Annotated in this window: 24 protein-coding genes; 7 read left to right on the forward strand and 17 right to left on the reverse strand. The window is 42.9% G+C overall.

The features are described 5' to 3' along the window. Window positions 1–75 precede the first annotated feature (75 nt). A complete protein-coding gene (locus RG47T_RS18145) occupies window positions 76–627 on the forward strand; it encodes an NUDIX hydrolase (RefSeq protein WP_074490875.1) in 552 nt (183 codons plus the stop codon). Between the two features lie 192 nt (window positions 628–819). Continuing rightward, window positions 820–1,203: a Uma2 family endonuclease gene (locus tag RG47T_RS18150; RefSeq protein ID WP_074490876.1), complete on the forward strand. Its 384-nt coding sequence runs from the start codon at window positions 820–822 to the stop codon at window positions 1,201–1,203. A gap of 107 nt (window positions 1,204–1,310) precedes the next feature. On the opposite strand, the gene dnaA is transcribed toward RG47T_RS18150, so the two are convergent. The 3 genes from dnaA to RG47T_RS18165 all read right to left on the reverse strand — a co-directional run bounded on the left by dnaA (window position 1,311) and on the right by RG47T_RS18165 (window position 5,215). Further along, window positions 1,311–2,738: a chromosomal replication initiator protein DnaA gene (dnaA, locus tag RG47T_RS18155; protein WP_074490877.1), complete on the reverse strand. Its 1,428-nt coding sequence runs from the start codon at window positions 2,736–2,738 to the stop codon at window positions 1,311–1,313. Between the two features lie 404 nt (window positions 2,739–3,142). Beyond that, complete coding sequence (locus RG47T_RS18160) at window positions 3,143–4,681, reverse strand: acyl-CoA mutase large subunit family protein (protein WP_074490878.1); 1,539 nt, start codon at window positions 4,679–4,681, stop codon at window positions 3,143–3,145. A 3-nt stretch (window positions 4,682–4,684) separates the two neighbouring features. Then, entirely contained in the window at window positions 4,685–5,215 is a 531-nt protein-coding gene (locus RG47T_RS18165) for a DUF7935 family protein (RefSeq protein WP_074490879.1), read from the reverse strand. A 98-nt stretch (window positions 5,216–5,313) separates the two neighbouring features. On the opposite strand from RG47T_RS18165, the gene RG47T_RS18170 reads away from it, so the two are divergent. Continuing rightward, complete coding sequence (locus RG47T_RS18170) at window positions 5,314–5,667, forward strand: HesB/IscA family protein (protein WP_074490880.1); 354 nt, start codon at window positions 5,314–5,316, stop codon at window positions 5,665–5,667. Between the two features lie 42 nt (window positions 5,668–5,709). On the opposite strand, the gene RG47T_RS18175 is transcribed toward RG47T_RS18170, so the two are convergent. Continuing rightward, window positions 5,710–6,474: a TlpA family protein disulfide reductase gene (locus tag RG47T_RS18175; RefSeq protein WP_074490881.1), complete on the reverse strand. Its 765-nt coding sequence runs from the start codon at window positions 6,472–6,474 to the stop codon at window positions 5,710–5,712. A gap of 87 nt (window positions 6,475–6,561) precedes the next feature. Between RG47T_RS18175 and RG47T_RS18180 the strand changes: the two genes are divergently transcribed. Together RG47T_RS18180 and RG47T_RS18185 are read left to right on the forward strand one after the other, a co-directional pair. Then, window positions 6,562–7,653, forward strand: a complete 1,092-nt coding sequence (locus RG47T_RS18180; RefSeq protein ID WP_074490882.1) for a lipase family protein — start codon at window positions 6,562–6,564, stop codon at window positions 7,651–7,653. Between the two features lie 66 nt (window positions 7,654–7,719). Then, entirely contained in the window at window positions 7,720–8,961 is a 1,242-nt protein-coding gene (locus RG47T_RS18185; RefSeq protein WP_074490883.1) for an ABC transporter permease, read from the forward strand. A 24-nt stretch (window positions 8,962–8,985) separates the two neighbouring features. Here RG47T_RS18185 and RG47T_RS18190 read toward each other — a convergent pair whose 3' ends face one another. Genes RG47T_RS18190 through galE form a run of 3 tightly spaced genes read right to left on the reverse strand, consistent with a single transcriptional unit; the run spans window position 8,986 to window position 11,833 of the window. Beyond that, window positions 8,986–9,738 carry a tyrosine-protein phosphatase gene (locus RG47T_RS18190; protein WP_074490884.1) on the reverse strand — a complete coding sequence of 251 codons (753 nt, stop codon included), beginning with the start codon at window positions 9,736–9,738 and terminating at the stop codon, window positions 8,986–8,988. A gap of 2 nt (window positions 9,739–9,740) precedes the next feature. Next, window positions 9,741–10,793 carry a dTDP-glucose 4,6-dehydratase gene (gene rfbB / locus RG47T_RS18195; protein WP_074490885.1) on the reverse strand — a complete coding sequence of 351 codons (1,053 nt, stop codon included), beginning with the start codon at window positions 10,791–10,793 and terminating at the stop codon, window positions 9,741–9,743. Between the two features lie 17 nt (window positions 10,794–10,810). Continuing rightward, window positions 10,811–11,833 (reverse strand): UDP-glucose 4-epimerase GalE, encoded by a 1,023-nt coding sequence (gene galE / locus RG47T_RS18200; RefSeq protein WP_074490886.1) that lies wholly within the window; start codon window positions 11,831–11,833, stop codon window positions 10,811–10,813. Between the two features lie 177 nt (window positions 11,834–12,010). Between galE and RG47T_RS18205 the strand changes: the two genes are divergently transcribed. Next, complete coding sequence (locus RG47T_RS18205; protein WP_074490887.1) at window positions 12,011–13,225, forward strand: 3-deoxy-D-manno-octulosonic acid transferase; 1,215 nt, start codon at window positions 12,011–12,013, stop codon at window positions 13,223–13,225. 262 nt (window positions 13,226–13,487) lie between these two features. Here RG47T_RS18205 and hemH read toward each other — a convergent pair whose 3' ends face one another. The 9 genes from hemH to RG47T_RS18250 form a co-directional block, all read right to left on the reverse strand. Continuing rightward, a complete protein-coding gene (gene hemH, locus RG47T_RS18210) occupies window positions 13,488–14,507 on the reverse strand; it encodes a ferrochelatase (protein WP_074490888.1) in 1,020 nt (339 codons plus the stop codon). A gap of 90 nt (window positions 14,508–14,597) precedes the next feature. Then, on the reverse strand, window positions 14,598–15,335 hold the full coding sequence (locus RG47T_RS18215) for a fatty acid desaturase (RefSeq protein WP_083627455.1): 738 nt from the start codon (window positions 15,333–15,335) through the stop codon (window positions 14,598–14,600). Window positions 15,336–15,393: 58 nt separating this feature from the next. Beyond that, window positions 15,394–16,245 (reverse strand): 4-hydroxy-3-methylbut-2-enyl diphosphate reductase, encoded by an 852-nt coding sequence (locus tag RG47T_RS18220; RefSeq protein ID WP_074490889.1) that lies wholly within the window; start codon window positions 16,243–16,245, stop codon window positions 15,394–15,396. A 38-nt stretch (window positions 16,246–16,283) separates the two neighbouring features. Further along, window positions 16,284–16,928 (reverse strand): carotenoid biosynthesis protein, encoded by a 645-nt coding sequence (locus RG47T_RS18225; RefSeq protein WP_074490890.1) that lies wholly within the window; start codon window positions 16,926–16,928, stop codon window positions 16,284–16,286. Continuing rightward, window positions 16,907–17,995 carry a glycosyltransferase family 2 protein gene (locus RG47T_RS18230; protein ID WP_074490891.1) on the reverse strand — a complete coding sequence of 363 codons (1,089 nt, stop codon included), beginning with the start codon at window positions 17,993–17,995 and terminating at the stop codon, window positions 16,907–16,909. The genes RG47T_RS18225 and RG47T_RS18230 overlap by 22 nt, the downstream gene beginning before the upstream one ends. A gap of 2 nt (window positions 17,996–17,997) precedes the next feature. Beyond that, the gene (locus RG47T_RS18235; protein ID WP_074490892.1) at window positions 17,998–18,618 is read right to left on the reverse strand and encodes a lysophospholipid acyltransferase family protein; all 621 of its coding nucleotides are present in this window, start codon (window positions 18,616–18,618) and stop codon (window positions 17,998–18,000) included. Window positions 18,619–18,855: 237 nt separating this feature from the next. Then, window positions 18,856–20,325, reverse strand: coding sequence for a 1-hydroxycarotenoid 3,4-desaturase CrtD (crtD, locus tag RG47T_RS18240; protein WP_074490893.1), 1,470 nt, complete (start codon window positions 20,323–20,325; stop codon window positions 18,856–18,858). A 114-nt stretch (window positions 20,326–20,439) separates the two neighbouring features. Then, window positions 20,440–20,988, reverse strand: a complete 549-nt coding sequence (locus tag RG47T_RS18245) for a type 1 glutamine amidotransferase domain-containing protein (RefSeq protein WP_074490894.1) — start codon at window positions 20,986–20,988, stop codon at window positions 20,440–20,442. A gap of 58 nt (window positions 20,989–21,046) precedes the next feature. Continuing rightward, the gene (locus RG47T_RS18250) at window positions 21,047–21,952 is read right to left on the reverse strand and encodes a LysR substrate-binding domain-containing protein (RefSeq protein ID WP_074490895.1); all 906 of its coding nucleotides are present in this window, start codon (window positions 21,950–21,952) and stop codon (window positions 21,047–21,049) included. A gap of 256 nt (window positions 21,953–22,208) precedes the next feature. Here RG47T_RS18250 and RG47T_RS18255 point away from each other — a divergent pair, with 256 nt between their 5' ends. Then, window positions 22,209–23,351 (forward strand): glycosyltransferase family 87 protein, encoded by a 1,143-nt coding sequence (locus RG47T_RS18255; RefSeq protein ID WP_171972563.1) that lies wholly within the window; start codon window positions 22,209–22,211, stop codon window positions 23,349–23,351. A gap of 80 nt (window positions 23,352–23,431) precedes the next feature. Here the strand turns inward: RG47T_RS18255 and RG47T_RS18260 are convergent, their stop codons facing one another. Beyond that, on the reverse strand, window positions 23,432–24,439 hold the full coding sequence (locus tag RG47T_RS18260; RefSeq protein WP_074490897.1) for an aspartate-semialdehyde dehydrogenase: 1,008 nt from the start codon (window positions 24,437–24,439) through the stop codon (window positions 23,432–23,434). Window positions 24,440–24,478: the final 39 nt, after the last annotated feature.

Raw genomic sequence — 24,478 nt, forward strand, 5'->3', positions numbered from 1 at the left:
AGGTGCCTGTGATTTAACGGGCACCTTTTATTTTTTATTTACACATTTGCGTACACTACTACATATATTTATTTAATGAGAGACCTTACCTGGAAAAAACTATCATCCACCTATATACATAAAGGCCCATGGGCCACACTTAGACAGGATAAATGCGAGATGCCCGATGGCCGCATTGTTGAAGATTACTTTGTGCTCGAATACCCAAACTGGGTAAACGCCGTAGCCATAACAGCAGATAATAAAGTAATTATGGTACGCCAATACCGCCATTCGGGTGGCATTGTTTCACTCGAAATTCCCGGTGGTGTAATTGATGGCGACGAAACACCCGAGCACGCCGCCAAACGCGAACTACTGGAAGAAACCGGCTACGAGTTTGACAAGATAGAACTATTGGGCTCTGTATTCGCCAACCCCGCAACTGCTAATAATATAACCTATGCCTACCTGGCAACAGGCGGTAAAAAAGTAAGCGGGCAATCATTAGATGAGCACGAAGAGATCATTATAGAAGAGTATACTATTGAAGAAGTAAAACAACTGCTGTTGGGTAATAAGATTCCGCAGGCCCTGCATTGCACGGCATTGTTTTATGCTTTGGTGAAGCTGGGTGAGTTGAAGTAAGCAATAAAACCTTTTTGAAGCAGTTTTATTATTCATATTATTAGAGTTGTTATGAAAGATATACTTAACATACCACGTACTGCCAAGGAAGTATTTGAAATGCTGCCTGATGAGACTACCTGTGAAGTTATTGACAATACTATTTATGTGTCGCCTTCGCCTACAACAACACATTAGGAGCTACTACTAAACTTGGCTTCACAAATTCAAGTATTTTCTAAAGAAAACATATCAGGAAAAGTTTTTGTAGCTCCATGCGATGTTTATTTAAATGATGAACAGAACGTGGTGCAACCAGACATTCTGTTCATCAAAAAAGAACGTGAAAGCATTATCCAAAACCAAGGAATATACGGCGCGCCCGACCTGATTATCGAAATACTATCAACCAATAAAATCCACGATCAGGAAAGGAAGCTTGAATTATACCGCCAGAATCTGGTTCCCGAATACATTATTGATCCTGAAACTAAAGACTTATGGCATTATCTGTTAAAGGATAATAGGTATATACAAAAGTCTTCAGATAAAGGAAAGCTGTTTATTGAACAGATTAGTTTAGAACTAATATTTTAATTCTTTGTCTCATCCTTATCCTAACTTGTCATTGCAATGACACAGAATACATTTAAACGGAAAAGCCCTGCAAATGCAAGGCTTTTCCGTTTTGAATCTTAAAATAATTAAGACATTTTTAATTTTTTCTGAATGTCGGCTACGTAGCCTTTAAACTTTTTGTCAGTATCAATCAGGTCTTCTACCGTTTGGCAGGCATAGATCACGGTGGAGTGATCGCGGCCTCCGAAGAAGTTTCCAATAGTTTTAAGTGAGCTTTTGGTATGCGCTTTGGCCAGGTACATCGATATTTGACGAGCTTGCACAATTTCGCGCTTACGGGTTTGTGACTTCAGCATTTCGATAGGCACTTCAAAGTACTCGCAAACCAGGCTCTGGATGTATTCCATCGAAATTTCCTTGGTCGAGTTTTTAACGAAGTTCTTCAGCATTTGCTTAGCCAAAGCCAGATCAATCTCCTTACGGTTAAGGGTTGATTGTGCTAATAAAGATACCATGGCACCTTCCAGCTCACGTACGTTATTATCGATGTTATGAGCTACGTACTCGATCACATCATTAGATAGTTCAATACCATCCTGATAGATCTTGTTTTTAAGGATCGCCATACGGGTTTCCAGATCAGGTATTTGCAAATCTGCAGAAAGGCCCCATTTAAAACGTGATAACAAACGCTCTTCTAAACCAGCCAGATCCTTTGGCGCTTTATCTGATGTGATAATTAGCTGCCTGCCCGATTGATGCAGGTGGTTAAAAATGTGGAAGAAGAAATCCTGTGTTTTTTCTTTACCGGCAAAATTGTGCACATCATCCATAATTAACACATCAATGGCCTGGTAAAAATTCACAAAGTCATTAATGTTGTTGTGCTTTAAGGCGTCAACAAATTGCTGTGTAAATTTCTCGCACGATACATATAGTACTAGCTTATCTGGCAGGGTACGTTTAATTTCGTTACCAATGGCTTGTGCCAGGTGGGTTTTACCCAAACCAACACCGCCGTATATCATTAAAGGGTTAAAAGAGGTACCACCCGGTTTGGCAGCAACGGCATAACCGGCAGAACGTGCCAAACGGTTACAATCTCCTTCAACAAAGTTTTCGAACGTATAATTTTGATTAAGCTGCGGATCTACGTGCAGCTTTTTAAGCCCCGGTATTACAAACGGATTTTTGATGTCCTTATTGATAGAGATGGGGATTGGCATTGATTGATTTTTCGCTTCGGCACCATTACCGTTAGAAGGCATGTTAGTAGTATATGGTTTACTTGAAGACGATTGTTCTACAACAATATTGTATTCTAACCGGCCTTCGTCACCAAGTTGCTTCTTAATGGTTTTACGCAGCAACCCTACATAATGTTCTTCTAACCATTCGTAAAAAAATAAACTTGGTACTTGTATCGTCAAAACACTACCGTCAACCCTTAAAGCTTTTATCGGCTCAAACCAAGTTTTAAAACTCTGAGCCGGGATGTTATCTTTAATGATCTGAAGGCAGCTATTCCAAACGCTAGTACAAGTTTTTTCCATATATATTTTAATAAAACACTGATTAGTAACCTACAACAAAACTTAGTTACAGCCCGCTACGGAACATCGAATATTCAGAAAAAAATCGGATTAAAAAATTAAATTTTAAATTTTTCTAACATTAAATTTATGTTATACTAATGTCAAAAAATGCCTTAAACACCTCAAAAACAAACTTTTCCAAGCATGCCCGTTTTTTCTCTTAATTCTAATGTTTTATGATTTTCGTCCTAAGAAAATTAACCACAGTGACGAATAACTAACAATTGTTAACAACCCAAGATAGCAACTTTTACGCCATTTTTAGTTGTTTTTACCCCTAAATTTACAAGTGCCTGCAATGGCGGTTATTATATTTTTTCAGTCGATTTAGGTGCTGTCAGCAGGCCGACAAAACACACTAATTAATACTCGCCAAACACACTTCGCAGCACATCTGCTATCTCACCCAGGGTGGCGTAAGCTTCAACTGCCCGTAATATATAGGGCATCAAATTCTCATCTCCTGCGGCTGCTACCTTTAGTTGTTCTAATAAAAGAACAACTTCACTTTTAACGCGCTGTGCTTTTAAATGTTTCAGTTTTTCTACCTGATGTGTCCGAATGGAGTCATCAACCCTAAATACATCCTTTAAGTGAACGGCTTCTTCCGTAAACCGGTTTACACCAACCAGTACCCGCTCATTACTTTCTATATCCTTTTGATACTGATAGGCTGATGCAGCAATTTCACGCTGCATGTAATCCTGCTCAATGGCTTTTACAGACCCACCCATGGCATCTATCTTGTCTATGTAGATCTGCGCGGCAGCTTCAATTTCATCGGTAAGTGATTCTACAAAGTAAGACCCAGCCAGGGGATCGACCGTATCGGTAACGCCGCTTTCAAAAGCAATGATCTGCTGGGTGCGCAACGCTATTTTAGCGGCCTCTTCGGTAGGCAGCGACAAGGCCTCGTCATAACCATTAGTATGCAACGATTGCGTACCGCCCAGCACAGCTGCCATGGCCTGGTTGCTCACCCTCACTATATTATTTAAAGGTTGCTGCGCCGTTAAAGTTGACCCACCGGTTTGTGTATGAAACCGCAGCTTTTGCGCCGATGCATCTGTTGCACCGAGACCTTTAGTTATATGCGCCCACATACGCCGGGCTGCCCTAAACTTGGCAATCTCTTCGAAAAAATTATTATGGCAGTTAAAAAAGAATGATAACCGTTTGGCAAATACATTAATATCGAGGCCTTTGCTTTGTGCGGCTTGCAAATAAGCTTTGCCATTAGCCAGTGTAAAAGCCAGCTCTTGCACGGCGGTTGAGCCCGCTTCGCGGATATGGTAACCCGAGATAGATATGGTGTTCCATTTGGGTACCTCTGTACTGCAATAAGCAAAAACATCGGTAATTAATCGCATGGATGGCGCGGGCGGATAGATATAGGTACCGCGCGCGGCGTACTCCTTTAAAATGTCATTCTGTATAGTGCCGGATAACTGCTTCAGATCTGCCCCTTGCTTTTTGGCCAGGGCAATATACATAGCCAGCAAAATACTGGCGGTGGCATTAATAGTCATGGAGGTGGTAATGTTTTGCAGGGTAATGCCCTCAAACAAAATCTCGATATCCATTAACGAGTCAATAGCTACGCCAACTTTACCAACTTCCCCTTCGGATAGCTCATGATCCGAATCGTAACCGATCTGGGTTGGCAGGTCGAACGCTACCGACAAACCTGTGGTGCCTTGTTGCAGCAGGTAATGATAACGCTTGTTAGATTCTTCGGCGGTAGAGAAACCGGCATATTGCCGCATGGTCCACAATTTACCGCGATACATATCGGGCTGTACGCCCCTGGTGTATGGAAACTCGCCGGGTACTTCGCCCCCCTCTGCTTTATATACAGGTTTAATTTCTATACCCGATGAGGTGACCCTTTTCTCCGCCATAATTTAGAATATAAAGTCCAGGTCTTTTTTAATCATAGCAGTGGCAATATCGTACGGGTCTGTTTCCAGTTGATTTAAGTGGGTCAGCATTAACCTGCTTACATCCATCCCTGTTGCATTTTCGGGCAGGGTGCGTATTACGTTGTTAAACAGGTTTATGGTATCTTCTTTTACCTTTTTAACCACCTGCCAGGCTTCGTTACTCACATAAATTTGCTGGCTGATGTTGTGCTGATACTCGGTACTGATCTCATTCAAGACAATAACATGCAGCTCTTGCGGGGTATAAGCCGGGGCATTAATGCGCACCAGCAGGTTAGATGGATTAACACGTTCTATCAACAAAACCATGCGCTCATAAGCCTGCAAACGCAGTGGCAGGGTTTGGTTACTGATTGATTTCTTTATCTCGAGAATCTGGATACGCTCGGCCCTTTGGATGTACGGCTTAATTAAAACAAAGGCAACGCCCACAACACCTAAGCCCGCAATAAGGTACTTCAAAATATCCAGCAGGTAATTGATTGAAATCATGTGTAAATGTAAAATGTTAGGTAACGGTCAAATAAAAGGTTACTGCAACAAAAATCTGCATTTTAGCTTATATTTGTATAGCTAAATAAAAATATAAGATGAGTACTGTTGTTGAAACCTTAGTGGCGCCTGTTACTTTTACCGATGGTGCTATAAAAGAGATAAAAAAATTAAAATACCAGCAAGAGCTGAATGACGATTTTGGCCTGCGCATTGGTGTTGAAGGTGGTGGTTGTGCCGGTATGAATTATATACTTGGCTTTGACCAACTGAAAGACGGCGACCAGATCTATATGATTAATGACGTTAAAGTTTATATGCACAAGGCACATGGCATGTACCTGGCCGGCATGCAAATTGATTTTCAGGATGGCTTAAACGCCCGTGGCTTTACCTTTAATAACCCAAATGCTGCCAGCACTTGCGGTTGCGGAACATCATTTTCGGTATAAAGGTCATTCCTTTTTTGATCTGGACAACAGCAGCGTAATTAACTATTGCGCTGCTGTTGTTTTTTCTGTTGCTGCCAACGCTGCATCTATAGTTTTTCGCATCCAATATACATTATTCATGTGCCCGCCTTCGCTGGAGTAAGCCACTTTTTCGTCCTTGTCAATTATCGCGTTGGTAGGATACAACCGCACTCCGTATTTCCCTGCTATATACCTGCCATTGTCTATTACATGATATTTAAACGGAGTGGTTTTTAGAAAGTCTTTCAAATCATAAGCCTCATCTAAAGCAACAGCCACAAATACTACATTGGGGTTGTCTTTATAATGGTCAACCAACTTATTAAGGTCCGGGATTTCTGCACGACATGGCGGGCAACCGATAAACCAAAAGTTGAGTACTATAACCTTACCCGGCATCTTTTTTAGATCAAGCTTTTCGCCGGCCATGTCTTTTTCTTTGAAAGGATTAAAAACGCTGCCAATTACAAACTGCTTACTCTCAGCCGGCTTGGGCATTGCTACCATCATCGCATCCTTTTCCTGCTCCGATCGTTGGCTTATAATATATATCATCGAATCGGGCTTAATATTGTACGACCTCATGTTATAATCGCCAGACGTGAGTAGCTTTCGCCAAACCACATAAGGGTATACAGTACCACTTGAATCTTTAACTATCGTATTTTCATCAGGCGGATGAAACCGGCCAGGTTGTGCGGTTGCTTTTGAATTTGACTGTTGCGCCAAAGCGGTGGTTAAAATACCAAACCAAGCAATTGTAAATAATAAGGTCAGCTTTTTCATAATTGAAAAATGTGATTAGGTTAGATCTAAATATATTTATATTATCGTTCGAAAACAAATTTACTAAGCCATTGCTATAATATCCATATGAAAACCCTGTTCAGTTTTGTTCTTTTTATCCTGATAAATACCGGCACCTTTGCCCAATTAAAACCCGGCTTCGACCCACAGGAATATTTAGAGATGCTTCGCGCCTCAAAACAACAGAGCGATACTGCTTTAAAGAAAGATAAAACTCCATTACCACTTCGTTTTAAACAGATATACCATTCACCTATCGGCCCGCTGCAAAACCGCTGGGATTTATTTACCTACGGCGAAACAGCCGCCATAGTTATACGCGGCACAACCGTAGCGCCAAGCAGCTGGATGGAAAACTTTTATGCCGCTATGGTGCCGGCCACCGGGCAACTACATATTAATGATAGCACCACCTTTAATTATCATTTGGCGCAAAACCCTAAAGCCGCCGTGCATGTAGGCTGGTTATTAGGCATGGCCTACCTATCTAAAACCATTGTACCGCAAATTAATAAACTATACGCCGAGCAACACATTAAAAGCTTTATCATTTTCGGGCATAGCCAGGGTGGGGCTATTGCCTATTTGTTGCGCTCTTACATTGCCGATTTGCAGGACCAAAAAGTTATACCTGCCGATATTACCTTTAAAACCTATTGCAGCGCACCACCTAAACCCGGCAATACCTATTACGCTTACGATTACGAATACCTTACCCGCGGCGGCTGGGGATTGGCTGTGGTTAATATTTTAGACTGGGTACCCGAAACTCCCTTCTCGGTACAAACCCTTAGCGATTTCAATGCGGTAAACCCATTTAAAGACGTAAGTACCATTGTGGGCAAGCAAAAGTTTTTTGTACGGCTTTATTTAAATCATGTTTATAACCAGCTTAAAAAGCCATCGTACAAAGCGCAGAAAAACTATGAGAAATACCTGGGGCACAAGGTATATAGTTTTATTAAAAAAGAGATGCCACAGCTGGCAGAACCTGACTATGCACAAACCAACAATTACGTGCGTTGCGGCACGCCGGTTATTTTAGTGCCCGATAATAATTACAGTAAAATTTTTGCGGAAGATCCTAAAAACCTGGTATTGCACCACCTGTTTTACCCCTATTATTACCTTACCCAACAAATTTATTTACATAACTGATAAAGTACTGTAACAATGCATACAGGCCGGTGGTCTAACCCCCGTATAAATTCATAATTTTATAGCATGCCTGTACAAACCAGCTTTAAAGAGAATGTGGCTATAGCCCTGCAATCCATTAGTGGCAACAGGCTGCGCACCTCCCTTACCGCCTTAATTATTGCCATTGGTATTATGGCGCTGGTTGGCATTTTAACCGCTATTGAGGGCATTAGCCAGTGGACAAATGAGGCTTTCTCCAGCATGGGGGCCAATTCGTTCACTATCCGTAACCGGGGCTCGGGCATTAGCTTTGGCGATGGCGGGCACCGTAAATACTACAAGGCCATACGCTATGATGAGGCCGAAAGGTTTAAGAAAAATTTTAACTTACCAGTCCAGATCTCCATCAATACCTATGCATCACAAGCTGCAACAGCAAAATACGGCGATCTTAAAACGAACCCTAATACCGTAATTTTGGGTGCCGATGAAAATTACTTACTAACCGGCGGTTATAAACTGGCTGCGGGTCGTAATTTTTCATCGTCAGAATTAGAGCATGGTACCAACGTTGTAATTATTGGCGACGATATCCGCAAACGTTTATTTAAGGCAGAAAGCCCCATCAACAAGTTGATGCTGATAGGTGCCAATAAATTCAGGGTTATTGGGTTATTGCAAACCAAAGGATCAAGCGCAGGCCTTGGTGGCGATAAGATCTGCATTATCCCGGTATTTAAGGCCAAGCAAATAACCACCAGCACCAACCCATCATTTACCATAAGTGTAATGGTAAATACACCGGGCGCGCTTGAAGCCACAACCGGCGAAGCCACTTCGGCATTCCGCAATATCCGTGGTTTAACTGTTGATAAGGATAACAATTTTGAAATTACCCGGAGCGACTCGGTCCAGCAGCAATTGGCTGGTCAGCTTGCGGGGATACAGCTTGCCGGTTTTGCTGTGGGTATTATAACCCTGCTTGGCGCAGCTATTGGCTTAATGAACATTATGCTGGTATCGGTAACCGAGCGTACCCGCGAAATTGGCGTACGCAAAGCCATTGGCGCAACACCATCCATTATACGCAAGCAATTTTTAATTGAAGCCATTGTAATATGCCTTATTGGCTGCATAGGCGGTATTATACTAGGTATGGGTGTAGGCAACCTGATAGCCATACAAATTAGCGGGCACTTTGTAGTACCCTGGATGTGGCTGTTTGTAGCCCTGTTAATTTGTACCGGTATTGGCTTGGGTTCGGGGTATTATCCGGCAAAAAAAGCGTCGAAACTCGACCCTGTTGAAGCCCTGCGCTACGAATAATAAATACTGAAGCTTAACTATTAACTATAATAACAAATTGTTTTTTAAAGGCTGCTGGTCAAACAGCAGCTTTTTTAAATAAGGTTCTCTTAACGTATCTTCAAATGCCGCTGCGTGGCGCGGATGATGCATATCGCTCGATATAAAATCAATTAACTGCGCATCTATCAGCTCTTGTGCAGTTTGCTTACAGCTCTGGCCATAATAGCCAACAATTGAATTGGTATTTAACTGCAGCAAGCTTCCCCATTCCCTCATCTCTATATATTCCTTCATGGTTAAATAAGGGTATCGTTCGGGGTGGGCCAGGATAGGCCGGTAACCATTTGCCCGCATTTTTTTAATAATATCAATAATGGCTGGCGGCTTGCTTACAAACGACAGCTCAAATAAAACGTAATTATCGCCCATCGTTATTAACGTCCCTTCGTCAATCCGTTTTTCAAACAGCTCATCATACATATGTTCGGCAGCAGCGCTAATGTCGATATCTATACGTTCTTCACTCAATTTAGCCTTCAACAAATTGAGTGAGGCGTTAATTGTTTCCGGCGTATTCTTGTATAAATCGGCCATAACGTGTGGCGTGGCAATAATTTTCTTTATGCCCAGATCCATCATTTTTTGGATAAGTACGATAGATTCTTCTACCGTTTGTGCGCCATCATCTATACCTGGCAGTACATGCGAGTGCATATCAACTGCTATGCTGTCGTAATTAAACCCAACAACCGGGATATCGGCATCTTTCTTTTTCCGCTTAAAAAGCCCGAACATACTTATCTGTTTGCGTACTGGCTTTGATAATATTGCTGGTAGTTACCAGTTGTTACATCATTAAGCCACTCTTCGTTTTCTAAAAACCAATCTACTGTTTTCTCCAGGCCTTCCTCAAAAGTCACACTCGGTGTCCAGCCCAGTTCGTTTTTCAATTTGGTGGCATCAATGGCATAACGCAGATCGTGCCCTGCACGGTCGGTTACAAAAGTGATCAGCTTGGCGGATTCGCCTTCTGGCCTGCCCAGTTTTTTATCTAAAATTGCGCATAGGGTATGGATTAGGTCGATATTTTTCCACTCGTTATGGCCGCCAATATTATAAGTAGCGCCGGCTTTAGCTTCGTGGAAAATTAGTTCTATTGCACGGGCATGGTCTTCAACCCATAACCAATCGCGGATGTTTTCGCCTTTACCGTAAACCGGCACCGCTTTATTTTGCTTAATGTTATGGATGGCCAACGGAATCAGTTTCTCCGGAAAGTGGAATGAGCCGTAGTTATTTGAGCAGTTAGAGATCACTACATCCATACCATAAGTATCATGATAAGCACGCACAAAATGATCTGACCCAGCCTTTGAAGCAGAGTATGGCGAATGCGGATCATAAGCGGTAGTCTCGGTAAACATACCGGTTTCGCCTAATGTACCGTAAACCTCATCGGTTGATACATGGTAAAAACGGTGCTGATCGTATTCGTCTTTCCACACGTGGCGTGCTGCATTTAACAGGTTAACCGTACCAATTACATTGGTCATCACAAACTCCAGGGGGTTAATGATAGAACGGTCTACGTGCGACTCGGCTGCCAGATGGATCACTGCATAGGGCTGTACCTCGTCAAACAAGTTCTGGATAAAGGCTGCATCAACAATATCACCCTTAACAAAACTGTAATTAGGTTCGTTCTCAATATCCTTTAAGTTAGCCAGGTTACCGGCATAAGTTAATTTATCGAGGTTGATGATATGGTATTCGGGGTGGTTTTTAACAAAGCGGCGCACTACGTGCGAACCGATAAAACCTGCCCCACCGGTGATGATAATTTTTTTCATGTTATTAGTAATACGTATTATAATGGGTTTTGGTTCAGATACTTTTCCCATGCCCAGGCAGATGCCATCATCGTATCCAGGCTTAGCTCGGCACGCCATCCCAGCACATTGGCAGACTTGTTTACATCGCCCCAAACCTGCTCTACATCACCCTCACGCGCGGGGCCAATTTCATAAGCCAGTTTCACATCTGTTGCTTTTTCAAAGGCATGGATCACTTCTAAAACAGAACTGCCGTTACCGGTGCCCAGGTTAAATACATCGTAGCCTTTGTAGCTATCTTTCTCCATTAGTTTTAAGGCAATAACATGTGCCTTGGCCAAATCAACCACGTGGATATAATCTCTAACGGCGCTGCCATCAGGTGTATTATATTTATCGCCAAATACGGTTACTTTTTCGCGTTTGCCAATAGCTGTTTGGGTAATAAATGGCACCAGATTTTGCGGCACGCCAATTGGTAATTCGCCAATTAAGGCAGATTCGTGCGCACCCACCGGATTAAAATAACGTAATGAGATCACTTTATAATTGGTACCCGAAGCCACCATATCGGTCAGTATTTCTTCGGCAATTTGTTTGGTGTTACCGTAAGGAGATTGTGCCGGTTTTACAGGCGCATCTTCCGTCACAGGCAATTGATCCGGCTGGCCATATACGGTACAGCTGGATGAGAATACAAAGTTTAACGGCTTGCTGTAATAAGCATTCAACAGGTTAATTAATGAGTAAAAGTTGTTGCGATAGTATTTCAAAGGCAACTTAACAGATTCGCCCACGGCCTTAAAGGCAGCAAAATGAATAATGCCCGACAGATCAGGAATAGCGGTTGCCATATTGATCACGGCGGCTTCATCGCATAGGTCAAGCTGGTGAAAAACCGGCTTGAAGCCTAAAATGGTAGTCAACTGATCTAATATTTTGATATTAGAGTTCGACAGATCATCAACTATAATCGGTTCGTAACCTGCGTTTACCAATTCAACAACAGTATGCGACCCTATGAAGCCCAAGCCTCCGGTAACTAGTATTTTGCTCATTATTTATTAATTTGTCGATTTGTTAATTGAAGGTCATAGACAATAGTTCATGGTTCATAGTAGCTCATCCTTCCCTGTTTTCGGCTATGATCCATGAACTATGAACTATAGGCTCCCGACTATGAACTAAAACCCCTATTTTTACCTCCGGACGAATATAATGAATTTCATTTTTTAATGGTGTTTTTATATAATATTGGCATACGACTTTACTTTTTAGCTGTTTACATAGCTTCATTTTTTAACGCCAAGGCTAAACTATGGATCAATGGCCGCAGGCGTCAGCAAATCAGCGCAACAGATGATTGTACCTGGTTCCATTTTGCCTCACTTGGCGAGTTTGAACAGGGGCGGCCGGTGCTGGAAGCCTTAAAAATTAAAGATGCCGGCATCAAAATTGTGGTTACCTTTTTTTCGCCATCCGGTTACGAGATCAGGAAAAATACGCCCTTGGCCGATGCCGTTTACTACCTCCCTTTAGATACCGCTGCCAATGCCCGCCTCTTTATAAATACTATTAAACCCCAAAAGGCCATTTTTACCAAGTACGAATATTGGTATCATTATTTCAATGAATTACAACAGCAACAAATTCCGCTCTATATTGTGTCGGGCATATTCAGGCCAAAACAGGTATTTTTTAAATGGTACGGCAGCCTGCACCGCAATATGCTGCAAATGGTTACCCACTTTTTTGTGCAGGATCAGGCCTCGGTAAATTTGTTAAAATCCATTAATATTACCACCGCCACCGTGAGCGGCGATACCCGTTTCGACCGGGTATGGGCCAATGCATCAAACCCGAAAACACTGCCTTTAATAGCCGAATTTAAGAACAAGCAAAAAATATTAATAGCAGGCAGTACCTGGCCCGAGGATGAAGAATTGCTAAGCATACTGATTAGCAAACACCCCGACTGGAAATGGATATTCGCCCCACATGAAATTGGTGAAGAAAGAATTGCAAAGCTGCTGAATTTGTTACCATATGAAGGCACGATTCGCTACTCGCAGCTCAAAAATAACACACAACCAATAATAGGCACCCGAATATTAGTTATCGATAACATCGGCATGCTCTCCTCCCTTTATCAATATGGTGAAGTAGCTTACATAGGCGGTGGATTCGGCAGGGGCATACACAACACATTGGAAGCCGCAGCTTTTGGCTTACCGGTAATTTTCGGCCCAAATTATTTGGCTTTTAAAGAAGCCAGGGACATTGTTGAATTGAAAGCAGGAATCAGCATTAGCGATGCAGAGCAGTTAACAGAAGCATCTGACTTACTGATGAATGATGCTGAGTATCGCGATTTTGCCTCGAAGAAGATCACAGCTTTTGTGCAGCAAAATACCGGCGCTACAGAGAATATTTTGGAGGCTATCGGGTAAGCATTTTTCGGCCTGCCAGCCGCAATACTATTAGTTAAGGAAATGAGGATGCTCCGTAGGAGCTGCCTGTTTATAGAAACACGTAAAAATGTTTTATACCTCGTAGAGGTTACCCTTAAATAGGCCTATTACAAGGGCACCACCTACGGCGCACAATCTGTTTATAACAAATTACTATAAACAGGTAACCCCTAACGGGGTATGAAGTCCTAACTTAATGACATTGTATGCTGAGGTATTCTTAATGAAAAAGAATTTCCGCTTAATTTCCCTTCGCTAAACCTTCCAGCGTATCAATAAACAGTGGGTTGTCGTTCAGGCTTTCTACCAGTTGAATGTGCTCACCGCCGAGGGCTTTAAATTCTTCGTTATATTCTTCAGATACCTCGTAAACGGTTTCCAGGCAATCGGCTACAAAGGCAGGGCAAAATACCAGCATGCGCTTTTTACCTTGCTTAGCCAAATCGGCAACTATCTCACTGGTATAAGGCTTCACCCATGGGTCGTTACCCAGGCGCGATTGAAAACAGATGGTATATTTTTCTTTCGGTATGCCTAATTCTTCGGCTATTAAGCGCGCCGTATCATGCGATTGTGCCGAATAGCAGAATTTGTTTACATCCGTAAGGGTATTGCAGCAGCCATCCACCTTTAAGCAATGCTTGCCGGTGTGGTCGCACTTAATGAGCTGGCGTTGCGGCAAACCGTGGAAGCTGAACAATACGTGATCAAAATTTTCTACCCCATGCTTTTTGCCGTTTTCTGCAAAGGCCTTAATCATAGAAGGCTCGCTATGGAACGAGTTGACAAAGGAAATATTTGGGATGGTTTGCCAGCTGCGCACCAGGCCCATCACTTTATCCATTACAGAACCCGTACTTGCCGAAGCGTATTGCGGAAACATGGGGATCACCCGGATATTTTCTACCAGGTTATCTTTCAGCCTCACTAAAGCTTCTTCTATAGATGGGGTTTGGTAACGCATCGCCAGTTCTACCTGGTATTCATCGCCCAAACGTTCTTGCAATAATTTCTGTTGAATAATGCTATAGTATAACAATGGCGAGCCATTCTCTTCCGACCAGATCTCCTGGTACAATTTAGCCGATTTAGGGCTGCGGAAAGGTGCAATGATGCCCCTTACTAAAAAGGTACGCAGCACCGGGTTAATGTCAATAACCCTTCCATCCATCAAAAACTCGTTTAAATACTTGCGTACATCTGGTGTTTGCGGACTATCCGGTGTACCTAAATTGACTAATAATATTCCTTTTTTCGACATAATTCAGTACCGCAAATATCGAATATTTTTTGTCAACTATTTGTAATACTCCGGCAGATGACGCAAATCATATTTTCAAAACCGATACCGCTATACTCCCCCTTTAGGGGGCAGGGGGGCTTTCCACAACCGCCACCAGGGTGTGCCCGGCGAGGCATGATGCTCATAATGATAACCGAAAAAGTAGCAGGATAAAAATGCCACTACATGGTTCCGCTTCTGCGTGCGCGAATGATAAACGTTATCGTGCTCGCCTTTATGCGGCTGATAAGTACCGAAATAAAACAGCTGCAAAGTACTTAGTAAAGATGGTGCCACCCAAAACAGCAAAAGGTTGGGCTGCGAAATCCAGATCTTTAGAATATTAAAAAGCACAGCCATCCAAACCACCTGCCATATGGATAAATAGTTACGGATAAACCGGGTATACCAGCTGAAAAAACCACCCTGATGATAGTCGGGATCTTCCTCGGTATGTACATGCTGATGATGCTGGTGATGCTTGGTATATAATTTTGGATACCAAAAAGCGGCATAAACAAAGGTTGCTATAAAGCCTGCCGCATTGTTAATTGTTTTGTTTGCTGATACCGTACCGTGCATGGCATCATGTGCCGTAATAAATAGCCCGGTATACAAATGCATTTGGACCAGAACAAAAATATATACTAAAGGATTGGTAAAGCTAAAATGCCATTGCATTAATAAAATGGTAGATAAAGCCCAGCCGCCTATAATGAGGACAGCAAAGAAAGCTCCGGCCCCCCAGCCCCCTGAAGAAGGAGTAGAAGTAACTGAGTTAATATGTTTTTGCTCTATTAAAGACATCACTCATCCAACATAAAATTTTGCAAATTGTGTTTTATTCCTCTTTAGAGGTCATGCATTAAAACACTTCCAGCGCGGCCTTCACATCCAGCATCAGCCACATGGGAGTTGATGTTGCCCCGGCAATGCCAATGGTATCACCCGGCATAAACATATCGGCAGTAAGCTCGCTTGCCGAAGAAATAAAGTAAGTGTTAGGATTATACTTTTTGCAAACCTCAAATAACACCTTGCCGTTAGATGACTTTTTGCCCGATACAAACACAATCTTATTAAAGTTAACCACAAAATTATGCAGGTCTTTATCCCGGTTTGATACCTGGCGACAAATGGTATCGTTTGCTTTTACCTCGTAACCCCGATTAATCAGTTCGTTTTTTATGGCGTAAAATTTATCGGTGCTTTTGGTGGTTTGGCTGTATAGCGTAATTTGTTGCGGCAGCTCGGCATTATCCAGTTCGGCTATGTCCTGAAATACCAGGGCATCACCATTTGTTTGGCCTTGCAGGCCTATCACTTCTGCGTGGCCGTGCTTACCGAAAATGAGGATATTTTCTTTAGCATCGTGCGAAGTTTTGATCCTGTGCTGTAGTTTTAAAACCACCGGGCAGGATGCATCTATCAGCATAATATTATTTTCGAGCGCGGTACGATAAGTGTCTGGAGCTTCGCCGTGTGCGCGGATCAATACTTTTTCGTTATGCAGACCCTTCAGTTCTTCATGGTCGATAATACGCAGGCCTTTGGCTTTCAGGCGTTCTACCTCTTCATCGTTATGTACAATATCGCCCAGGCAATATAAATAGCCCTGCTCTTCGAGTATTTCTTCGGCCATATCAATGGCATAAACCACCCCGAAACAAAACCCTGAATCCTGATCGATACTTACCTGAAGATTGTACTCGCCCATGCCTGCAAATTTACGCTAAAATTTTAAACCGCATATCATTACCATATCAGATTTAAAATACCGAAAAATAAAAACTGCACCAATAATAGCACCGGTGCTACCCAGCTTTGTTTCCTGAATTTAAATAGTTCGAAGATCCACAACATAACGCCGCTCACAGCAAACCAGCCTATATAATTCTTTATTGGGATAACGTTATTTGCCCAGTGCCAGTAATCAAATTTAATAGCAACAGGTTCAATCTGCAAGTCAAGTAATACCATTAGCAGTGCACCTAAAATAATTCGCGCCCATATACTGCGTATCCTCAGCCGCTGCATGGTTACCCCCACCGCATAAATCAATAAAAACCAGTTAATGCCTATTGTTAGGGGGATATCCAGCGCTTTAGTGCCCAAAGTTGCACCGTAAGCATAATTGCCAAAAAGCCAGCCGGTGTGCACACCTATCCATTCGGCAGTAAAACCCAACAGGTAAATGATGATGGCAAAGCCGATAAAACGTTCATCGATATATTTATGGCTAAACACCACAACCAGCAACATCAGCAGTAAATGAAACGGCACAATTTGTAAAAAAAGGGATTGTGTTGCAGGGACCATTAACCCAACCAGCCCTACCGTATGAAACAATACGATAACACCCTTTGCTATAGTGGGGTTTAAACGCGACGGCCTTTCCATAGGGTGGTTTTTGTTAAATGTTTTTGGATAGCCAGAAAACCGATGATAGCCATATTGGCCATTTGCACCGGGTGCAGGAAAGTATTAAAGCCATTGCTTTGCCCCGATAGTAAAGAGACCATACTACGGGTTAGCATAATAATACCGCACATAAAAACTATAAGCTGTAAATTAAGGGTAGCAATTACAACCAGCGGGCCGCCAATTATAACTGCCAGATAAATTAAAAACCCAATAATGCTGTAATTAAATGCCGCCAAAAAGTTTTTACTGAACCCATCTATTGCATCCCGGTAACCGGTATACATACGGCAGCTTATCATCCCGTTGGCCAGCAATGCTTCGCCCTTTAATCCTTCTGTTTTAACCAGTTTCATAATTTCTACATCCTCTACCACTTTGTGCTGCACCCGCTGGTGCCACCTGTGTTTACGATATATTGCGGCATCGAACAGCATAAACTGGCCGCTTGCAGCCGCGAATGCCGGATTTTTAGATAAATAAACCAAACGGACGGGCAATAAATTAATGAGGATGTAGTGCATTAAAGGCACTACGGCTTTTTCGCCGAGGGTTAACATTTCCTGGTCTGTAAATAAACTAAGCAGGGCCAGGTTGTTAATTTCCATCCGGTGCAATGCACTGTTAATTAGGCCGCTGCCTATCTGCTCATCGGCATCCAGGTAAAGTAAATACCGCCCTGTAGCCTGCTGCGCCAATTGATGGCAGGCATAGTTTTTACCTAACCAACCGGCAGGTAAGGGTTCGCCCTTAATAATATTAAACTTTGGATTTTGAGCTGCAAACTTGGTGCAGATCTCGAATGTGGCATCTGTAGAATCATCGTCCAGAATTATAACCTCGTAATCGGTATAGTCTTGCGTGGCAATAGATTCGAGCAGAAATAAAATGTTCCCTGCCTCATTACGCACGGGTATCAATATCGAAACCTTTTCGTGGTAGCGTTTGGCAACCCGCCTTAGTTTGGGGTTAGATATAAAGTTGAACAGGGTTACCACAAACCGCAGAATCAGGAAGAAGAATATAACTGATAGAATGATGATCACTTTTATACAACGTTTTTACTTTGCGCTAGTTTGGCCGATTGATAATAGGATTGAAATGCCTGCTGCAAAGTATTAATATCTGAAAAATTTTCGGGCCGTACCTCTAAATTAATATTTACGGTGGGCTTCTTATTTTGCATACTCTCCATAAAACTAACTGCAAACACAGTTTGAAATTGTGTCCCCGCCAGCTTAATTACCCGCGAAAGGCCATTCTGAAACTTAATTTCATCCGTAAAATTGGAGTACAAAGTACCCTGCGGAAAGATGAGCACCAGGTTACCCGGCTCGGCCAGCAGGCTCGCCGTATAATCTAACGAAGTGACGATATCACGGGTTCCCTTTTGCACGGTATAGGCGCCAAGGTATTTCAGAAATGAAAACTTCTTGCCTGTTTCTTCCAGTATCATTACATAGAACTTCTTTTTAAACAGCAATTTATTGAGATGAAACATCAGGAAACCATCCCACCAGCTGTAATGATTGGGCAGCAGCAACACAGATTTATGCGGATCTATCGCTACCCCATTATAATTAAAAGCATGGAAATGCCGCCCTATAATATAAGGAATATACCTGCTGAAAAAACCGGTGATCAGGAAGTTTTTCTGGGGACGAATCATGCCCCGGCAAGATAGGAAAAAGAGAGGCAAGAACCGAGAGACAAGAAACAAGATTAGGGTTTTTAACGCGCGCGCATCTGTGACGCATGCGGACTGCCTGGGCATTTGCAATGCCTTCTTGAATTATGGGCATTACAAATGCCCTCCTGCTTAAACACGCGTTGCAAACGCGCGCAAGACAGAGAGTCTTCTTTTACCCCCTCTACTATGGAGAGGGCCGTGGTGAGGCCTCTAAGCCTACACCCAATCTCCCACAATCTTTGCCGATAACAAAGCCAATGGTATCCCGCCGCCAGGGTGTACGCTGCCGCCGCAGAAATACAAATTCTTAATTTTAGCAGAGCGGTTGGCATGCCTTAAAAATGCCGCGAACTGTGTATTAGAACTATTGCCATATAATGAACCCTGGTATGACGAGGTTTTACCTTCAATACTTCTTGGGTCGAGAATGCTTTCGCTGGTAATGAGTTGTTTTACATCTTCGCCCAGGATGCGGAATAACTTTTTACGGATATTTTCACGGGCCTGAGTTATTAACAAGTCCCAATCCTGCCCGGTGTTATTCGGCACATTAATCATTACGAACCAATTTTCATGTCCTGCCGGCGCATCATCGGGTTTGCATTTAGAACTGATGTTAAGATAGATAGTCGGGTCGTCACTGATGTTTTTATCCTGCCAGATGTGCCCAAACTCAGCCTCATAATCGGCACTGAAAAAAATATTATGCAGATCAAGTTGCTTGAACTGTTTTTTAATGCCCCAGTAAAATATCAATGCAGAACTGCTCCGCTCCTGCTGTAAAATTTTTTCGGGTTTAAGTTCAGGATAGTTGCTTAGTAATTTATGGTAGGTAAACCATACGTCCATATTAGAGACTACAATATCTGCCGCCAGAATAGTATCCTTAACTTTTAATCCCTTAATCTTTTTATCTTCAATAACAATTTCCTGCACCGGCGAATTATAATGAAATTTTACCCCTGTAACCTCTGCCAGTTTTACCAGGCTATCGGTTATGGCCTGCATGCCCCCCTCGGGGAACCACGCACCGTAATGTTGCTCGAGGTGCGGAATTACATTTAAAGTTGCAGGTGCCTGGTAGGGATTAGAACCGTTGTAGGTAGCATACCTGTCAAAGTATTGCACCATATGTTTATCCTTAAAAAAGCTTTGGTTAGCCTTGTGCATGGTGCGCATGGCATCTATCCGCAATAAGCTGAATATAGATTTCAGCGTATCCCAGCGCAAATAAGTTGCAACGCGATGTAATGAGCGTTCTAAAAAAACATGATTGGTAATGTTATAAATGCTCCGGCTATTATCTGCAAATTGCTGCATCGCTTTGGCCGGCTCTCCGGTTTTTGCGGTAATTTCATCGGCCAGTTTTTGCTCATCGGCATACGCGGTAAGCTTTGTGCCATCCTCATAAAAATACCGGCAAACCACATCAAGCCTTTGGTAATTAAAATAATCGCGGGGATTTTTACCGGCCAGTTTAAACAGTTCGTCTACATATTGCGGCATAGTAAAAAGGCTCGGCCCGGCATCAAAGCGGTATCCATTTTGCGCTATCGAAGTCAGCTTACCACCGGGGTAGCTATTGGCCTCAAAAACCTCAACGTCATAACCTTTTACAGCCAAACGGATGGCTGTCGCAATTCCGGCAATACCGGCACCAATAATAAGGGCTTTTTTTGATGACACGTACAAATATAAGGGAAGCCCCCTCTAAATCTCCCCCTAAAGGGGGAGACTTTGGAACTTTACTAAATGTTATAATATTATACTTTTAAATTGCTCCCTTTAGGGGCTGGGGGCTTACGCGTGTATTCCCTCGGCAATCTCTTCAATCGTTTTCCGGTTAAAGGCATCCAGATCTGCCGGGGTACGGCTGGTTACCAAACCATTATCAACTACCACTTCTTCGTCAACCCAGTTTGCGCCTGCATTTTTCAAATCGGTTTGTAACGATGGGAATGACGTTAGCGTTCTGCCCTTAATCATGCCGGTTTCAATCAGCATTTGCGGGCCGTGGCATATGGCGGCTACAGGTTTGCGCTCGTCTAAAAACGCAGATACAAATGCCACAGCATCTTTATTCTGGCGTAATTTGTCTGGGTTCAGCACACCGCCGGGCAATATCAAAGCGTCATAATCATCCGGGCTAACTTCGCTTAGTGGTTTGTCAACGTCCACTTCAATACCCCAGTGATCTTTATCCCACGCTTTAACTTTGCCGCTTTGAGGCGAAATTACATGCACGGTAGCACCTGCTGCTTCCAGGGCTTCTTTTGGGCTGGTTAATTCAATCTGTTCAAATCCTTCTTCGGTAAGGATAGCTATTTTTTTATCACTTAACTGGGCCATTGCTTTACTATTAGTTAATTTATTTATACTAATACTACAGCCTAATTTAAGGATGGTTTTAGATTTTTGTATTTTGATTATTCAAGGCATAATCAATAAAATTACTGGTGAGGCCATAGTCCTCGGTACCCTTGCGGCGAATGAAATAGAAGTCGCGGGTAATCTTCAATCCTTCAATAGGAACCTCAACCAGGTCGCCCTCTGCCAGTTGTCTTACAATAGATGGTCGTGGCATAAAGCCGAGGCATTGATCGGCCAGCAGGAAATTTTTTAAGGCCTCGGTACCACCCAACCTGATCTTAACCGACAGATCTGCCGGCGTAATGTGATGACCTGCCAGTGCCTTCAATAAAGCATTCAGCGTACCCGAACCACGTTCGCGCAAAGCAAGCGGCGTTTTCAATAATTGTTTAAGCGTTAGCTTTTTACCCGCCAGCGGACTATTTGCCGAGCAAACGGGGATTACTTCATCGCTCATAAAGGGTTTATAGGCAACCGTGGTCAGCTTATTATCTACCTCAATAATCCCCACATCAACTTCGTGGGTAAGCAAGGCATTTAAAATATATTCAGAATTACGGTTCACCAGCTGAATATCCACACTGGTGTATTCGCGCTGAAAGCCGGAAAGTATCGAAGGCAAAATATACAAGGCAATGGTAGTACTGGCCCCCAAACGTAAATGCCCCGCCGCATGCGACAGGTTGGTGAGGATAGACAGATCGTACTCAATCTTCCGCTCAATCTCGGTGGCTTGCAGCAGGTATTCGTTCATCTTTTTACCGGCTTCGGTGAGGATGATGCTGTTTCCTTTCCGCTCAAAAAACGGCACCTTGTAACGGTCTTCCATTGCCTTAATGTGTTTGCTGATGGCCGGCTGGGTTACAAATAATACCTGCGCCGCTTTAGAAAAGCTGAGGTTGGCGGCAACTTCTAAAAATACACGGTGGCTAAAAGAGATCACAAATAGCAGGGTTTATATGAGCGGTTTTCAATTCGGATTCATCAAAAGTAAATATTTTAACAGCAGCATCTGAGTATTAGTAATGAATTTGATAACCTGCCCAGGCAAATTATTACTTTTACCGCCAATACTTTACAAGTTTATACTTTTATCATCCCGGCGATTGAAACCCACCCCGTTTAACAATAAGAATTATACCTATTTGGGCCTCGCAGCCTTATCCGTCATTTTCATTTTTATTGCTTACACCCGGGGCATGAAAGCCGACGTAAACGGCGACTATCATATTTACTGGGAAACCGGACGCAACTTTTTCGGCGGGCAAAAGTTATACACGCCCGGCTTATTGGACGGTGGCTTTACCTATCCCCCATTTGCGGCATTGTTTTTCAGCTTGTTTTCATGGATGCCATTCCATACCTCCGCATTTTTATATTCGTATTTTGTAGATTACGGGCTTTGGGTAGTATCATTAATACTGGTTAAAAAGATCTTCGATCACCTGTTACCCGGCCAAAATATAGTGATGCCTTTTATACTGGCATCCTTATTATCCATTGGCTTTTACTGGCACAACTTTATTTGGATGAATGCCAATATGCCAGTGCTTTGCCTTACGCTGCTGGGCATCTGGTTTTACATCAATAAAAAATTCAATTACAGCTACCTGTTTTTTTGGGCCGGGGCATTCTTTAAGGTAACACCCATTATTTTCCTGTTTTTTGCAGCGCTAAAACGCCCGGTTAAAGAGTGGCCGAAGATCATCCTGATGGCATTGCCATTTATTATTCTGCCTATGCTGCTGCGGGGTAGCATCAGCGCGGGCATTGCCGACTGGCAGGGCTATTACGAAGCCTTTATCGCCCCTTTCTCTAAAGGGCAAACAGATGATAACATCATCAGCCTGGGTATCCCGGTAATACTTAACAAACTCAACACCGGCAATGCCGAATTAGGTTATGAACCGGTTTTACATTTAAGCGAGTATGCTTTAAAAATACTGATACTGGCTATCCAGGTATTGATTGTGGGGGCTTTGACAATTAAGGTTGTTTATGACAAATACGTAAACCACAACGATGATTTTTCTGCTGCGGACCTGTGCATCATATTCCTCATTACCCTTTTATTACCCGGCCGGGTTTGGGGGCACCACCATGTTTGTACCAGCTTTATTTATACCTACCTGTTTATACTGTTGCGGGATAAGAAAATACTTTTCGGCATTAGTTTTTTATTATGCCTGCTCATGAACTTTATGACCAAAGGCTCAATTGGCCAAACCATGACTGACTTCTTGAGGCAATATACCTATATCACCTGGGTGATGATATTTATCGGTGTGGTGATTGTATACTATGGGTATTTTGCGAAGCGGGAGAGGTTGGCTACGGTATAAATATCCTAAAAAAACAAATAGCCGCGTAAACATTAATGTTCACACGGCTATTATATATTAAATTCGAAATTCCAAAATCCTTACGCTTCTACAGGCTGGCCAACCAAATGATTAGCAACCAGGTATTCGGCAATTTGTACGGCATTGGTAGCGGCGCCTTTACGCAGGTTGTCAGACACTATCCAGCAGTTCAGTGTGTTCGGCTGGGTCTCATCACGGCGGATGCGGCCAACAAATACTTCGTCTTTATCATGTGCTTCCAGCGGGGTTGGGTATTGCAGGTTGGCAACATCGTCAACCACAATAATGCCCGGCGCTTTGCTTAACAGCTCGCGTACTTCGGCCAAATCAAAATCATTGGCAAACTCCACGTTAACAGACTCCGAGTGGCCGCCCATAACCGGGATACGCACGGTGGTAGCTGTAACACGGATGCTATCGTCGCCCATTATCTTTTTGGTTTCGAGCACCATCTTCATTTCTTCCTTGGTGTAACCATTCTCAGTAAAAACATCAATGTGCGGCAACACGTTCAAATCTATCTTATACGGGTAAGCCATTGGGCCCTCAATACCTGCGCGCTCGTTCATCAACTGCTCTACCGCTTTTACACCGGTACCGGTTACCGATTGATAGGTTGATACCACTACGCGTTTAATTTTATATTTATCGTGCAGGGGTTTTAAAGCCACTACCATTTGAATTGTAGAACAATTTGGGTTTGCGATGATTTTGTCATCAACAGTTAAAACATCGGCATTAACTTCTGGCACAACCAATTTTTTGGTTGGGTCCATACGCCATGCAGATGAGTTATCGATAACGGTGATACCTGCAGCTGCAAATAACGGCGCTTGCTCTAAAGAAGTGCTTCCGCCGGCAGAGAAAATGGCAATTTCAGGCTTTTGCTTTATCGCATCCTCAGCAGAAACAATTTTATATTGCTTACCCTTATAAGTAACTTCTTTACCTACACTTTTTGCCGAAGCAACCGGGATTAACTCTGTAACTGGGAAGTTGCGTTCTGCCAGAACCTGCAACATTTTGGTGCCTACTAAACCTGTAGCACCTACTACTGCGACTTTCATCTTTGTTTTAAAATATAAATTAACATTAAACCTGAATCC

It is taken from the genome of Mucilaginibacter polytrichastri, from assembly GCF_001911425.1.
GTDB lineage: Bacteria > Bacteroidota > Bacteroidia > Sphingobacteriales > Sphingobacteriaceae > Mucilaginibacter > Mucilaginibacter polytrichastri.